Origin of the sequence: Chitinophaga oryzae (assembly GCF_012516375.2) — a bacterium.
GTDB classification, from domain to species: domain Bacteria; phylum Bacteroidota; class Bacteroidia; order Chitinophagales; family Chitinophagaceae; genus Chitinophaga; species Chitinophaga oryzae.
In genome coordinates this window covers 4,911,231-4,927,339 of record NZ_CP051204.2, presented here as the reverse complement: position 1 = coordinate 4,927,339, position 16,109 = coordinate 4,911,231, and the positions used below count along the sequence as shown (strand labels likewise).

Annotated in this window: 10 protein-coding genes; 9 read left to right on the top strand and 1 reads right to left on the bottom strand. The window is 53.2% G+C overall.

Annotated elements, in window-relative coordinates:
• Positions 1-42 precede the first annotated feature (42 nt).
• The 9 genes from HF324_RS19945 to HF324_RS19905 all read left to right on the top strand — a co-directional run bounded on the left by HF324_RS19945 (position 43) and on the right by HF324_RS19905 (position 15,178).
• Positions 43-2,037 (top strand): alpha-L-arabinofuranosidase family protein, encoded by a 1,995-nt coding sequence (locus HF324_RS19945; protein WP_168860633.1) that lies wholly within the window; start codon positions 43-45, stop codon positions 2,035-2,037.
• 140 nt (positions 2,038-2,177) lie between these two features.
• A complete protein-coding gene (locus HF324_RS19940; RefSeq protein WP_168860632.1) occupies positions 2,178-5,309 on the top strand; it encodes a SusC/RagA family TonB-linked outer membrane protein in 3,132 nt (1,043 codons plus the stop codon).
• A gap of 18 nt (positions 5,310-5,327) precedes the next feature.
• On the top strand, positions 5,328-7,148 hold the full coding sequence (locus HF324_RS19935; RefSeq protein WP_168860631.1) for a RagB/SusD family nutrient uptake outer membrane protein: 1,821 nt from the start codon (positions 5,328-5,330) through the stop codon (positions 7,146-7,148).
• 78 nt (positions 7,149-7,226) lie between these two features.
• On the top strand, positions 7,227-9,779 hold the full coding sequence (locus tag HF324_RS19930) for a hypothetical protein (protein ID WP_168860630.1): 2,553 nt from the start codon (positions 7,227-7,229) through the stop codon (positions 9,777-9,779).
• A gap of 52 nt (positions 9,780-9,831) precedes the next feature.
• Positions 9,832-11,049, top strand: a complete 1,218-nt coding sequence (locus HF324_RS19925; protein WP_220101205.1) for a glycoside hydrolase family 27 protein — start codon at positions 9,832-9,834, stop codon at positions 11,047-11,049.
• A gap of 90 nt (positions 11,050-11,139) precedes the next feature.
• Positions 11,140-12,018: an aldo/keto reductase gene (locus HF324_RS19920; protein WP_168804167.1), complete on the top strand. Its 879-nt coding sequence runs from the start codon at positions 11,140-11,142 to the stop codon at positions 12,016-12,018.
• Between the two features lie 10 nt (positions 12,019-12,028).
• Positions 12,029-13,201 carry an enolase C-terminal domain-like protein gene (locus HF324_RS19915; protein ID WP_168860629.1) on the top strand — a complete coding sequence of 391 codons (1,173 nt, stop codon included), beginning with the start codon at positions 12,029-12,031 and terminating at the stop codon, positions 13,199-13,201.
• A gap of 16 nt (positions 13,202-13,217) precedes the next feature.
• Positions 13,218-14,768: an SLC5 family protein gene (locus HF324_RS19910; protein WP_168860628.1), complete on the top strand. Its 1,551-nt coding sequence runs from the start codon at positions 13,218-13,220 to the stop codon at positions 14,766-14,768.
• Positions 14,765-15,178, top strand: a complete 414-nt coding sequence (locus HF324_RS19905; protein ID WP_168804164.1) for an L-rhamnose mutarotase — start codon at positions 14,765-14,767, stop codon at positions 15,176-15,178. The genes HF324_RS19910 and HF324_RS19905 overlap by 4 nt, the downstream gene beginning before the upstream one ends.
• Here HF324_RS19905 and HF324_RS19900 read toward each other — a convergent pair.
• The gene (locus HF324_RS19900) at positions 15,165-16,046 is read right to left on the bottom strand and encodes a helix-turn-helix domain-containing protein (protein ID WP_168804163.1); all 882 of its coding nucleotides are present in this window, start codon (positions 16,044-16,046) and stop codon (positions 15,165-15,167) included. The genes HF324_RS19905 and HF324_RS19900 overlap by 14 nt on opposite strands.
• Positions 16,047-16,109 lie beyond the last annotated feature (63 nt).

Sequence of the window (16,109 nt, the reverse complement as noted above, 5' to 3'; positions counted from 1 at the left end):
ATATTTTTAAATTGTCCGTCGCTAAGTCGCAGATGCAATGTTATGAAGAAAAATAAACTGATCAAAAAATGGAGATGGTGGTTGCCGGCGTGCAGCCTGATAGTGGCAGCCGTACCGGCTGTTTGCCAGCAGGTTTTTACCGTACAGGCTGATAAGCCTGGTGCTGCCATCCAGCCAACGATGTACGGCGTATTCTTTGAAGATATCAATATGGGTGCTGACGGCGGGTTGTATGCTGAGTTGGTGAAGAACCGTTCTTTTGAATTCGACAACCCATTGATGGGGTGGACGGTGAACGGTAAAAAAGAGGAAGGTGACATGCTGGTGCTGAACAATGCTTCCTATAATAAAGCGAACCCTCACTACCTGCATATCCGCGTCAACAACCGCCGCAAAGGGGAGTGGGGGCTCACCAACGAAGGGTTCAAAGGCATGGGCATCCGGAAGGACGTAACGTATTATTTTTCTGCCAAATACCGCACCGGTAAGCCTGGCATAACAGTACACGCCGAACTGGTAACACCTTCCGGGAAGGTGATTGGCACCGGCTCATTCGCCGCTGCGCCCACCGGCGCCGGCTGGTCAACGAAGGAGATCACTTTTGCCGCGGCAGCAGAGGAGCCGTCGGCCAAACTGACGCTCTGGCTGGAGGGAAACGGCAGCATCGATATGGACATGATCTCCCTGTTTCCCGGCGATACCTGGAAAAACAGGCCCAAGGGGTTAAGGGCTGATATGGTACAAATGCTGGCGGATATGCAGCCAGGGTTTGTCCGGTTCCCCGGCGGCTGTATCGTGGAAGGCCGTAACCTGGCCAACCGCTTTCAGTGGAAAAAGACGGTAGGCCCCCAGGAAGACCGTGAGCTGATCATCAACCGGTGGAATACGGAATTCGGTCACCGCCTGACGCCGGATTACTTTCAGAGCTTCGGCCTCGGCTTTTTCGAATACTTTCAGCTGGCGGAGGATATCGGCGCAGCGCCGCTGCCTATCCTGAACTGCGGCATGGCGTGCCAGTTTAATACCGCTGAACTGGCGCCCATGGACGCGCTGCAGCCTTACATCCAGGACGCGATCGACCTGGTGGAATTTGCCAACGGCCCTGCCGACAGCAAATGGGGTAAGGTGCGTGCCGATATGGGGCATCCGGCGCCCTTTCACCTGACGATGATGGGGGTGGGCAACGAAAACTGGGGACCGCAGTATATTGAACGCGCAGCGGAATTCGCCCGCCAGCTGAAAGCCGCACACCCGGAAATAAAACTGGTGTTCAGCTCCGGTACCGATCCTGACGGCCCGCGTTTCAACTACCTCAACGACACGCTCCGCAAGATGAACGCCGACTTTATAGACGAGCATTATTATCGCAGCCCGGAATGGTTTCTTGCCAATGCCGGCCGTTACGATCATTATCCCCGAAACGGCGCTAAAGTGTTTGCCGGGGAGTATGCCGCACATGAATCGAAAGACTTCACCGGCGCCCGGCGCAACACACTGCGTGCTGCCATTGCCGAAGCCGCTTTTCTTACCGGCCTGGAAAGAAATGCTGATGTGGTGCACATGGCTTCCTATGCGCCGCTTTTCGCCAGCGCGGAGCAGTGGCAATGGGCGCCCGACCTCATATGGGTGAACAGCCTGAAGGTAGTGGGCACGCCCAGCTACCAGGTGCAGAAATTATATTCACTGAATAAAGGTACCCATGTGCTGCCGTTACACCAGGGCGGCGAGCCGGTAAAAGGGCAGGACAGCCTTTATGCCAGCGCAGTCTTTGATAAAAATACCGGAGACATTATTGTTAAGATCGTCAACGCTGGCCAGCAGGTGGCTGCCGGAACGATACAGTTAACCGGTAAAAACAAAGCTGCCGGCAGTGCTACGCTGACTACGCTCACCGCAAACGATCCTGTTACTGTCAATACATTTGACGAAGTGCCGGTGCAACCGGTTGTATCTAAGGTGCCGGTGCGTCAACAAGCCGTCACGCTTAGGCTGGCGCCCAATTCCCTGAACGTATTACGGATCAGCAACAAAAAATAGGATATTCCCCCAAGCGCAAATAAAACATCGGAATCCGGCAAATCCGTGGTGGTTTGCGGCTGTATAAAGATGGAGATTTACAACACGTTATGAATCGATTTTTCCGACGGTAAGTCAATCAAAATCTAATTACAGTCACAATGAAAGTAAAAAGCAAAGCACTAATCGGATCTGCTTTGGGGTTGTCATTTGTATTCCTCTCTATGCAATCTGCTGAGGCGCAGCGAATTGTCAGGGCCACCGGCAAGGTTGTGGACGCCAAAGATCTTAGCCCGCTGCCTGGGGCCACCGTTGTCCGGTTGGGCGGTAAAGAAGTCGCTGTTGCCAACAGCGCAGGATTTTTTGAGATCGGCGTGCCGGAAGGAAGTTCGCTCAGGATCTCACAGTTAAGCTATGACAACGCCCTGGTGAAGGCAGATACCGGCATACTGGTAAAGCTGCAGGGGACCTCCAGTAACCTCGATGCTATCGTGGTGGTGGGTTATGGCGTACAGAAAAAATCCGCTATCTCCGGCTCTATCGGCGTTGTAAAAATGGACGACGTAAAGCGGATAACGCCTACTACTTCTGCCGGCAATCTTTTGCAGGGGCAGGTAGCAGGCCTGAAAGTGAATACTCCTGCCGGCGTTCCGGGCGCGAAACCATCGTTCGTCATCCGGCAGGTAACCACCTTTGATAAAGATCCCAAAAAAGGGCCGGCGCAACCGGTGTTGTTTGTCATCGATGGTATGGTGACGAGCAATGCGGATGATTTTAATAACCTGAGCCCCAACGATATCGATAATATTTCCGTACTGCGGGATGCGTCGGCTGCAGCGGCCTACGGTGCACGGGCAGCCGGTGGGGTTATTGTGGTGACAACACGCAAAGGCGTAAAATCCGCACGGCCCGTTATCAGTTATTCTTTTAACACCGGTGTTGACAAACGTACCAAAAATGCATCGTTGACCAGCGCCGTGGAAGTAGGACTGTTGTACAACCGTATCAACCCCAATGCCACCGATCTGTGGTCGCAGCAGGAACTGGATTTCTTTAAGACGGTCAATAACGGATGGGGCTACGACCAGCTGGCCACCATATGGCGCGACCCGTCCACGACCTCTCACAACCTGAGTGTTTCCGGCGGTGGTGACAAGATCCGTTATTATATGGGTGGGTCCATGGTCTCACAGAAAAGCTTCGTGGAAAATCTCGATTATAAAAAATATAATCTCCGCTCCAATGTTACCGCAGATATTACTGACCGCCTGCAATTATATGCCGGGCTGGCGCTGAATACGGCCAGCCGCTATTCTCCGCCTACGGAAGATAATTTTAACGACTGGTACGGCAAACTCCGGATATGGCAACCGGAACAGCCGGTATGGACAGACGGCGGGCATCCGGTGGATTATGGCTGGATCATGAACATGGGCGCCCAGGTGCGCGGCGATGGCGGATATAAGAAGAATACGGTAGTAAATCCCACACTCAACCTGAAGCTTAGTTATAAGATACCCGGTATTGACGGACTTACCGCCAGCGTACAATACAACCGCAACTGGTCCAACACGCGGTTTAAATATTTCGAAAAAAGGTATGATGTATGGGTGATGAAACGCACCGGTAACAGGATACTGTCACTCGATGAAAAAGACCTCGTAGGCCTGAAAAAGACTAACCAGGTCAGCAACGATTACCTCGAAGAAGATTATCGCTGGTCTGATTACAGTCAGCTGAACCTGCAGCTGAGCTATGACCGTACTTTCAAACGGCATCACGTAGGCGGGTGGGTGCTCATGGAAAAAGCGCAGACAGAAGTCGGCGGCGCCGACGCCTACCGTCAGAATTTCCCGGTATATACCACCGACCAATGGTGGGCTGCCAGCAAAGAACCGAACGATAAAGATGCAGACGGTATCACCAACGAAAGAGTAGGCCGTAAGTCTTGGGTGGGCCAGTTCTTCTACGACTATGACGGGAAGTACCTCGCCACTTTTTCCTACAGGTATGATGGTTCCTACAAATTTCCGATCGATTCCCGCTGGGGCTTCTTCCCGTCTGCCTCCGTGGGTTGGGTGATCTCCAAAGAGAATTTCTTCCGGAACGTCAAAGGAATAGACTTCCTGAAACTCCGCGCCTCCGGAGGTCTTACCAGCTCTGACAACATAGACGCTTACCAGTGGATGCAGGTGTATAAGATCGGAGAACCCGCTTATTTCGGAACGTCGCCTATAACGGGAACGGGTATACAGTATGGCAACATCACTAACCCGATCGTTACCTGGGAAAAAACAAAATCCTACAACGTGGCTGTGGACGTGGATTTTCTGCGGCATTTCAACGCCACCGCCGAATACTATTTCATTAACACTTACGATATCCTTGCCAAAAGAATACAGACCATTTCGCCTACCTTTCCCCGGGAGATGCCCGCCGAGAACTATGGAGAAGTACATGCCAACGGGGTAGAGCTGTCCGTGGGATACAACAACAGGGCAGGCAACGTGAAGTATTACGTAAATGCCAACGCTTCCTATGGTGGCGCCAGGTATATCGTCAAAGACCAGAACATTACTTATCCGTACCAGGATGAAATCGGTCGCTCTACCAGCCGCATCGTAACACGCGTCGCCGATCATATCCTGCGCACGCAGGCCGACCTCGATGCGTGGAACGCCGCGCATCCTAATTACAAATATTACGGCATCGCACCACAGTTGGGGCAGATGGTGTACCAGGACCTTAACGGACCGGATGGCAAACCCGATGGGCTCATCGACGACTGGGACAAGGTGGAAGTGAAGGGTAATAACAACCCTATCCTGTTGGGTGTCAACCTGGGATTTGAATGGAAGGGTATTTCCGTGGATGCCACGATCAACGGTAACCTGAAACAATACAAGTATGTCAATAACCTTGCGCAGAACGTAGAATGGAACCGTAACTGGAAGGAATGGTATGGCAACAGCTGGACGCCGGACAATCCCAATGCTTACCTGCCGCGGCGTTACTCCAGCAACGACGGTAACAACCGCGTGACGGCTGATGAAAGCACTTTCTGGCTCACGCGTTCCGACTTTCTGCGCTTGCGCATGCTGAACGTGGGTTACAGCCTGCCGTCAAAACTGATCAGCAGATGGGGCGTCAATGGCTTCAAAGTATATTTCAGCGGCTCCAACCTCTTTGTGATCAGCAAGTTCAACAGCAAATACTACGATCCGGAAATGGGAGGACATACCAACTACCCGGTAATGAAGACGTTCAACTTTGGGGCTAACGTTACCCTTTAACCGACTTAAAAAGAGCAGATGAAACTTATACATAAACTCAGTATCTCTATAGCATGTGCTGCACTGGCTGCTGTTCAGCTGTCGTCCTGTAAAAAAGGGCTTGACTATGACAACGTGGGCGCCATGTCTCCCGAAAATGTCTGGAAAGACTCCACCATGATACAGGCTTACCTGTCTGATATATACGGTGGCCTGTTACCGAAATGGCCTTTCAACGGCAGTGCTTCGGATGAAGGCATTTCCACGCCGAGAAGTCTCGGTGATTATCAGCGCGGTATCATCAGCGCGAGCAGCGAGGCTTCGAATACCAAACTGGATTATCAATACATTGAGAAGATCAATTATTTCCTCGACAACCTGGAAAAAGCGCCGGCCGCCGTTATTTCTGCGGCACGGAACAGCCGCTTCGCCGGGGAGGCGAAGTTCTGGCGGGCATGGACCTACTGGGGGATGGTCCGCCAGGTGGGCGGTGTGCCGCTGGTCCTGCATACGCAGGATTACCTGAACAAGCCGTCGCTGTTTGTGCCGCGTAATAAAACGTCTGAATGCGTGGCGCAGATCGTCAAAGACCTCGACGATGCCATACAGGCGTTGCCCGCCAGCTATCCCGATGCCGGCCAGGATTACGGTCGCATTACCAAGGTGGCGGCCATGGCTTTTAAGGGCAGGGTGCTGCTTACTTATGCCAGCCCGTTGTTTAATCCTGGTGGCGACGCCACCAGGTGGCAGTCGGCCTACAACGCCTGCAAGGCCGCTGTGGATGCTGCCATCAGCGCCGGCCATGCCCTGCATCCCAACTTTCGCAATATCTGGTACCAGGAGCGCAACAAAGAGGTGATCATGGTCAACCAGTTCTGGTATCCTATTCATGCCAACACGTTTAACAGCATCCGCGCGGAACCTTTTACCCGCGACGCTTCCAACGACAACCAGCCGCTGCTGTCGCTGCTGCTGGCCTTTCCGAAGCGCGACGGATCGCCTATGCAGTTTGATAAAAACCAGCTGAGCGATCCGGCCTACAATGCCGCTTTCATGAATGATTTTTATACCAACCGGGACGACCGGTTTTATGCTACCGTGTTCTGTGGCGGTACGCCATATCCTACGCCCGATCAGATACCTCCTTCCTATGTGAGTGGCAACAGCTACTGGAACGTATGGAAGTACGATGCCGCCAGCGGACGCTATACCAACGCTTCCCTGATCATCCATCCGGGCATACCGGGCAACCCGGGCATTACCGGTTTCTTCGACCGTAAAGGCCTCGATACGACCGTTACCAGCGCGCTGGTGTACCAGTCCGGCACCGACTGGCCGGAGATCCGCTTTGCCGAAGTGCTCATGAACTATGGCGAATGCGCCAATGAGCTGGGTAAGTCCGGAGAGGCGCTACAGGTGCTGTACCAGATCCGTCAACGCGCCGGCATCACCCCGGGCGCGGGAAATACTTATGGCATCACCGCCACCGCCCAGGCAGGCATCCGCGATGCCTATATCCGCGAAAGACAGGTGGAGTTTGCGTTTGAAGGCAAACGCTTCGATGACCTGCGCCGCTGGAAACGCTACGATATCCTCAACAACCAGGGCGGACGCCACGGCCTGTACATCACCCTGAAAGACGGACAAATGGTGACCCCTTCGGAAAACATCATGGATGCTGCTTCCAGGGCCAAATTCACCGCCCGCTATATCGATAACCTCGATGGCGACGCCGGTGTTAAGTTCAACCTGGACCTGAACCACTGGTTCTTCGCCCTGAAGCCGGACCAGATATCGCAGTCACAGAACGTGCTGCTGCAAAACAAAGAATGGGGCGGCTCTTTCGACCCGTTGCAATAGACATCGTTATATTGGTAAAAACCGGCAGCCAGAAAGGCTGCCGGTTTTTTTGAGTTTATATTTTTTAAAACTTTTTCTTTGATGAATAGCAGTCGCTTTAGACAGATTTCTGTATGGTTGATATCCCTCCTGTATACCACCGGCCTTTGCGCACAGTCTGTTACACTACAGACAAGGTATGCTTCGGTGACGATCGATGGCAAAGGATTTATTACGTCTGTCCGCAATAAAAAGAATGGCCATGAATACTGCCCTAAAGGGCTTACATCGGCGCTGATGAGCCTCTGTGCGGGTAAACAATACCTGCTGCCGCAACAGGCGGTATATAACCCTCAGCAGCATGAAATGCGGCTCCGCTATCCCAATGGCTCGGAAGCGCTGCTCCGTATTGACCAGCGGCCGGAATACCTGAAACTGCAGCTGCTGTCCCTCACGAACAGGGAAAAGGTGGACAATATCGTCTGGGGGCCTTATAAAACCACGATCTCGACACTGATCGGCGACGTGATAGGGGTGGTACGGAATAAGGAGTTTGCTTTCGGTATGCTGGGACTGGACGATAACACCACCAGCGGGCCGCCCAGTGAGGGCGACCTGTCTTTCATGTATTACTTCATCCATTCCCCGGACCCGGTGAAATATCCGCTGCCGGCCCACCTGAAAGAAGGGCAGACGTTCAGCATCGGTGGTGATGGCGTAAACGATGTGGCTTTCTATTCCCAGCCGGAAGAGTATTTCAGGATGAACTACGGCAATGGCGCAAAGCTGGAACCGGCCTACGGCGCCACTATCTGTATGCATTCGCGCAACCGGCGGAAAGAACAGATGATCCGTTTCCCTGACTACCCCGAAGGGCTGGACGGAAAGGCCAACTCCGCCCGCTATCAGCTGGTGACGCCCGTGGAAGCGGACTTCATCGGTTCATCAGTAGCGCTGTATGTCTGCCCGGATTCGCTCGGCCTCAGCACCATTGAGAAAATTGTGCTGGCGGAGGGGCTGCCCCATCCTACGATAGACGGCAAATGGATCAAAGACCCGGCGGCCTATCGCCCCGATATCGCCTGGTATGGCCCGCATGACAGCCTCGCTGCATATGCCGGCCGCCTTCAAATCAAAGGTATACAGGATGAGGGCTGGGGAGAATATTATCCCAACCCTGCTAATCCCTGGAAAAACAAAAGGATCAGTTTCAGCGGTAAGGCGGACATGCATATTCCGGATTTCGGCGCGCAGATGCAGCAACAAGGTATCCGTTATGGGCTGCATACGCTTTGCGAGTTCCTGCAACCGGGTGACAACAGCGATGTGTCTCCTGTGCCCAGCGACAGTCTCGCTATCATGCAGCGTACCACCATTACGAAGGACATAATGCCTGAAGACACCGTCATCACGGTGGCGGATACCGCTTATTTCAACGAGTTTGGCGGCTGGGAAGGCAATCACACCAACGTCCTGAAAATAGGGAAGGAGCTGATCGAATATGACGGCATCACCCGCACTCCTCCTTATACCTTCCTGAAAGTAAAAAGAGGTTTTCATGGTACTGCCCGCGGAAGTTACAAAGCCGGCGCCACGATCGTAAAGCTGCAGCCCAACTGCTACCGGGGCTTTGCGCCGGATATGCATCTGCAGGACGTATATGCTGATTACTACGGCAAATGGCTGACAGCCGGCGGTATGGACTATATTGACTTCGATGGCCTGGAAAGCTGTATGTACCAGGGGCACGGGCAGTATTCCTTCAAGCGTTTCTTCCGCGGGCTTTTCGACAGTTACCACCGCAACGGCGGCAAATACCTGCGGGTAATGGGCAGCGCCGTACAGGAGGGGAGCTGGCATTATATGAGCGTTTGTAATGTGGGCGGCGGCGATCATATGTTCAGCCCCGTAAAAAATAAATGGGGCATCGAAGGGAAAGATATGCGATACGTATTTGAAAGCAGTTATTTCCCCGCCACCTTTGGTATTCAGGGCTACCAGGCGGACTGGAGCCTCTATGACGCGGAAAATCTCGAAGCAAAATCTATCGGCTGGAATGCCACGTACATGCTGGGACTTAACCAGCAGACGGTAGAAGCCAGCGGGGAAAAAGAAGCGATATTCAACGCTATCCGTCTCTGGGAAGAAGCGCGTGCCGCCAATAAATTCAGCAATGCCCTGAAAGAAAAACTGAAAGACCTCGACTATAAGTTCCACCTGGAAAAAGCCGGCGCTAATGCTTACCTGTTGTATCCCATCCGGGAAAACAGGTTTTCAGAACAGCGCTGCAGCACTACCGGAACACGTATATCATTGCAGAATACTTTTGCCGAACAGCCATTGGATTTCTCCATCAAAATAACCGGCCCGAAAGGCGCGGCTATACAGGGCTTAACCGTCCGGCTGTCAGATAATACCGTATTAACGATCGATAAAATGATCAGTGCCGGGCAACATATTATCTACCGGAAAGGCAAGCTGTTTACGGCAGACAATGGTCGTAAGCCACTGGAAGCGTTGCCGGCAAAAGGGACCCTGAAGCTCCCCAAAGGCCGGAGCGATGTGGTGGTGGCCGCACTGCATCCTGTACAGGATGATAAGGTACGGTTTGAACTGGTGGTGCCGGTGACTGGTACGCCGGTAAAATTCTGATCACCGAAAAAATGCGGATATTTATCCTGAAACATACCTTTATCCGAGAACAATGAGAACAATGATTTTAACGCTGGCAGCTTTTATGTCCTGCCTGTTTGCCAATGCACAAACACGTTATACCGCCTGGGATTCGCTGGCGCTCACACCACCCATGGGGTGGAACAGCTGGAATTTTTTCGAAGCCAAAGTCAGCGAGCAGGTCATCATAGACATGGCTGATGCTATGGCGGCCAATGGCATGAAAGCCGCCGGCTACCGGTACCTGGTGATAGATGACCACTGGGTGGCCGGCCGTGATAAACATAACCAGCTTATCCCCGATCCTGTGCGGTTTCCGCATGGCATGAAGTACCTGGTGGATTACGTACATGGCAAAGGGCTGAAGCTGGGCATTTATTCCGATGCCGCTATGCTTACCTGCGGTGGTGTTACGGGCAGCTATAATTTCGAGGAACAGGATGCGCGTACTTTCGCCGCCTGGGGCATCGATTTCCTGAAATACGATTATTGCAATGCGCCGGAAGATGTGGCTACTGCTTTCAGCCGCTACTCGCGCATGGGCGATGCGCTGAAAAAGTGCGGCCGCCCCATCGTATATTCTATTTGTGAATGGGGGCAGCGGAAGCCCTGGCTTTGGGCGAAAGCCGCCGGAGGCCATTTGTGGCGCACCACGTGGGATAGCCGCGATGTGTGGGAGTCGCACGACGCCAACCTTACCGGTATCATGGAAATATTCCGCCAGCAGGAACATCTTGCGCCATATGCCGGTCCGGGTGGCTGGAACGATCCCGACCTGCTCATGGTGGGGCTGTACGGCAAAGGCGCCTCTTCTTCGGTTGACGGCCGTTTTAAAGGCTGTACCGCCATAGAATACCGCACACATTTTGCGCTCTGGTGCATGCTTGCGGCGCCGCTGATGGTGAATATGGACCTGAAGCGGATCTCTCCGGAAGTATTGCAGCTGATCACCAACCCGCAACTGATCGCTATCAACCAGGACGCGCTCGGGAAACAGGCCACCACCGTATTGCAGCGAAATGAATTGCAGGTGTTGCTGAAGCCCTTGCAGGACAAGAGTTTTGCGGTTTGTGTCTTCAACCGTGCTGCCAGCGGGCAGTCATTTGAGATAGATCTGAAAAAAGAACTGGACCTGTGGCAGCGTTTTAATATCACGGAAGTATGGAGCGGTAAACCGGTCAAAGCACTGAAAGGTACGCTGGACGCACATGATTGCGCCGTATATATACTGAAGCCCGGGCAAAAATAACATTGGTTAAAGTCAATTTAGGTGTTGTAACGCCGTTGTGGCGACTTTACTTTTATTACACGGATTTTTTTACGGATTAGTTTTTTTCGGATGAATGCAAAAAGTATAGTGTTGGGGACAGCAGGCCTTGGAGGCGTATGGGGCAGAACGGACAGGTTGGCTTCTGTCCGCACTATACTGACTGCCCTCGACAACGGCATTACCGCTTTGGACACTGCGCCGGCCTATGGCAATGCGGAAGAGATAGTCGGCAGCGCACTGAAAGAATGGAGAGGGCCGATGCCGGTCATCAGTACCAAAGCCGGGCGGCTGCGGTCATTTGCTGCCGATGAGGCGCGCTACGATTATTCTCCTGCAGGCATCATGAACAGCGTACACCATTCGCTGAAAACGCTGGGCATTCCCGCTTTGGACATATTGTTCCTGCATGATCCGGAGGCGGTGCCGGAAGAAGAAGCCGAAAACGTGATCGGGGTGATGCAGCACCTGAAGCAGCTTGGCCTCGTGAAAAAGATCGGCCTGGGAGGCAATATTCCTTTGTGGATGGAAGCTGATATCAAGACCGGTGTTTTCGACGCGATCATGGAATTTAACCGGCTGAACGCCTGTAATGTGGCGGCGCTCCAGGACCGGCTTCCTTTCTGCCAGGACAGGGGCATGGCGTATTATGCTGCCAGTCCGCTGCATATGGGCCTGCTGGGAAGAAACTTTCATGCCTGGCAACAGCAGCCGCCGTCATGGATGCCTGCCGGCCGAATAGCGACAGCGCAACGGCTGCAGCAGATCGCCGCCAGTCATCAGCTTTCGTTGCCGGCAATGGCACATCGTTTCCTGCTCAATATTCCTCATACTTTCAACATTGTGATGGGCGCATCCGCTCCGGAGGAGCTGGAAGACAGCCTGTCGGCCTTCCGGGAGGGCCCGTTGCCCGCGGCAGTGTATCAGGACATACTGGATTGTAACAAGTAAATACTTAGCCTTGTATAGTATCGATCATCAAATCTTCAACATCACCAGCGTGCAGCTGAGGGAGCTGGAACCCGCCACGGCAGTGACGCCCATCCAGGATGCGACTATGGGGCCTTTCCCTGCGTTCGGCCTGGCGCTGATCACCCTGGAGGATGAAAGCGGCTTTATCGGCGAAGCGCCCGTTTACAGCAGCTATATCAATATCCTGGAAAACTGCCTGTTGCCCATCCTGCTGCACAGCCATCACATGCCGTATCACCAGTTGTACCGGCTGCTGTACTGGTCTATCCGCAACGAGGGCTTCAGAGGCCCGGCGTCGGCGCTGGTAGGGCAGATAGACCTGGCCCTGCATGACCTGGCCGCCCGCCGGGAAGGGGTGCCGTTGCACCGCTACCTCAACGCAGAAAGAGACACCGTAAAAATGTATGGCAGCGGTGGCGGCACCAACTACACCCTGCCCGAACTGGAGAAAGAAGTACGCCTCTTCCTGGATGCGGGAGCGGACTGTTATAAAATGAAGGTAGGCAAAGGCTTCGGCAGCAGGATGGAGGAAGATGCGGCCCGTGTGAAGTTTGTCCGTAGCCTGCTGGGAAAGGATATCCGCCTGGCGGTAGATGCCAACCAGATATGGAGCGGAGAGGAAGCATTGCGTTTTGCGGATATGATCGCCGCAGAAAATGTGGCCTGGTTTGAAGAGCCGATCCATTCTGCCGCATTTGAACAGATAGGGGCGTTGTGCAGTCGCACGCCACTCTGTATCTCTTTTGGCGAGTCGGAACGTACATCGCGTTTATTCCCTACGCTGGTAAGCCTGGGCGTGCGGCATCTGCAGCCGGTGCCTACGCATCTGGGCGGGGTGAACGAATGGAAAGAGGTGCGGGACCTGGCGGCGAAGAGCGGCGTGGACTTTTCCTCCGGTGGTTATTCGCTGTTTACAGCGGCACTGATGGCCACCGCGGACGCGGCCTGCGAAGTGGAATACCTGTATGCTATTATGTATGGACTGGAACGTTATTTCAGTGTGCGTCCCGAATGGAAGAATGGTACTTTTGTATTGCCGGAGGTGGCCGGTATGCCGGTACGGGTGGACTGGGACTATTGCCGGAAGGCGGATAAAATTGTGAAACACTATTCCTGGAACAATCTGAATATCAGGAAGTATTCACCCATTGTATCACTATGATCTTTAACACACGCCTGTGAATATATCACTTACCGGAGTTGACTGCATTGTGCTGGTGTTGTATATTATCGCGCTTTTTGCGCTGGGTTTTTTCCTGGGCAGAAACAGCGGAAAGGACATTTTTTTAGGAGGCCGGTCGCTGCGTTGGTGGCAGATCGGTTTTTCCATGTTCAGCGCCAATGCCGGTCCCATGATGCTGATCGGTATGTCCAGCCTGGGTTTTTCCCAGGGGGTGGTAGGCGCCAATTTTGAGTGGCTGGCGTGGATATTCCTGTTGCTGCTGGCGATGTTTTTCCTGCCCCGGTACCTGTCGGCCGGTATCAGCACTATCCCTCAGTACCTGCTGCACCGGTATGGAAAAAGCGCTTACAATTTCCTGGTGATTTATAGTCTTGTATCTATACTGGTTGTCTGGCTGGGCAGTGCGCTGTATGCCGGCGGACTGGTGATCTCGCAGGTATTGGGCTGTCCGCTGTTGTATGCAGTGGCGCTGATAGCGCTGATTGCTACCAGTTACACGGCCGCAGGCGGTTTCAGGGCGGTGGTGCGCACGGGGATTTTTCAATCGGTCATTATTATCGTGTCATCGCTGATACTAACGGTGCTGGCGTTTAACAGGATGATGACCTCCGGGGCTGTGCATCATGAAGTGCCGGAGAATTTCTGGAAACTGTTTCATGGCGCCGACGACCCGGAATATTCATGGGTAGCCATCCTGGCGGGTTATCCGGTGGTAGCGATCTACTATTGGTGTGCAGACCAGACCATCGTTCAGAAAATGCTGGGTGCCAAAGACCTGCGGGAAGGGCAGTATGGAGCGTTGTTTATCGCGGCGCTGAAGATCATCACCCCGGTGATATTTCTGCTGCCGGGCATTATCTGTTTTATATTATTCAGGGATATCACCACGGCTGATAATGCCTACATTACGCTGGTGAAACAGCTGATGCCGGACGGTTTCCGCGGCCTGTGCATTGCCGCGCTGATTGCGGCGCTGATCGATACCGTATCGTCGGGGCTCAATTCTTTCAGCACGGTATTTACGCTGGACGTGGTGGCGCAGTTCCGCACAACGGACGAAGGGAGCCGGTTACGTACCGGCCGGTGGGTGACGGTGCTGGCGGCTTTGCTGGCCATCGGCATTGCAGCGATGTTTTTGTATTCCGGTAAAGGGTTGTTTGAGATCACACAGGGCATGGTGTCTATCCTGGCCCCGCCGTTGTCGGTGGTGTTTCTCGCTTCTGTTTTCTGGAAGCGGACCAACAGGGCGGCGGTGCTGACGGTCCTGTACGGTGGTGGGTCTGTTTGCCTGCTGATAGGGGTATGTTACCTGCTGAACTACCCGTATAAAGGATTCTGGCCTCACTTCCTGCTGTTGTCGGTGTATCTTTTTATCGCGCTGGCGGTGGTGATCATGCTGGTATCGTTACTGACAGCGCCAGCTGCCGCAGGCAGCGAACCGGTGGCTGCTGCCGAAAAAGGCGGGGGACAGTCACGCAGGGTGTGGGCCGGTTGGGCGGTATTGGCAGCGGTGATGTTGATTATTTACTTTGTATTAAACAGATGATGAAAAGCATATTATTGGTCTCCTTCGCGGCATGCCTGTTGTCTTGCGGCGGGAGCAAAGAAATGAAAACGGAAGAAAAGGTGTTCGTGGTGAACATTGTGCCGGAAGAAAAGAAGTTACAGGAATACCTTCATTATCACCGGCAGGTATGGCCGGAAGTGGAGGCCGGTTTCCGGAAAGCAGGTTATAAAAAGATCTCGCTTTACCGTTATCAGTATTTACTGGTGATGAAAATCGAAGTGCCTGTTGGCGCTGACCTGGGGCAGATGGGAAAAACAGCGGAGGCATACAGTCCGCGCTGTGCGGAATGGAACCGGCTGATGGCCGGCTACCAGGTAGGCGTGCCCGGCACGGCGCAGGGGCAAACCTGGGTGGAAGCTGTTCCTTTTTATGAATTCAGGAAGGAATAGCGACGGTGTGTTCGTTATACCGTTTCATAAAATCACGGGGAGATACCCCTTTGATGTCCTTAAAATGTTTGTTGAAGTTGGAGATATTGTTATACCCGCTTTCATAGCAGGCTTCTGCCACATTATGATGCCCTTCCAGCAGCAGTTTGGCGGCATGTCCTATTCTTACTTCCTTTACAAAGTCAATCAGCGTGCGGTTGGTCTTCCGTTTGAAAAAACGGCAGAAGGCGGCCGAAGACATGGGGATGAGGTCCGCCACATCCTGTAACACGATCTCGTCTTTGAAGTGGCTGAATATATAATCAAATACCTTGTTGATTTTATTGGCTTCGCCGGAGTTGTCCACCGCGTTGAAGTACGGAGAGGAAAGCACTTCTGCGTAGTCGGATTGCGCCAGTGCGTCCAGCAGCTGTAACATCAGTACGGCGCGGGTGAGGCCTGACTGCCCCAGCATTTCTGCCATGAGGTTCCTGGCAGTGGTGATGGCAGGGCCGGTGAACAGCAGTCCCCTGGAGGCTTTTTCGAAGAGCGCGTTCAACTGCCGCGCCTCCGGTTTTTCCAGCAGCTGCCGGCCCATAAAGTCCGGGAAAAAATGAATTACCGTGGCTACCGGTGGCTGAAAAGGATCTACCGCCTGGTAATACTGCCAGCAATGCGGCAGATAACTGCCCAGCAATACCAGCTCCGTACCTTCAAAGTCGCGGATATGATCGCCGATGAAACGTTTGCCGCAGCAGTTTTCAATCAGCGCTATCTCAAAGTTCACGTGTGACTTCAATGCCGTATACCTCCTGATCTCCAACATTTCTGACCTGATGGTAAATGACTGGTCCGGAGGAAAGGTGAAGTTCTCATAAATGTATTGCATAGATATGTGGCATACTCCCGATGCCAAGTTAATCAATTTTAGCAAATGTTTAGCAAATATTCA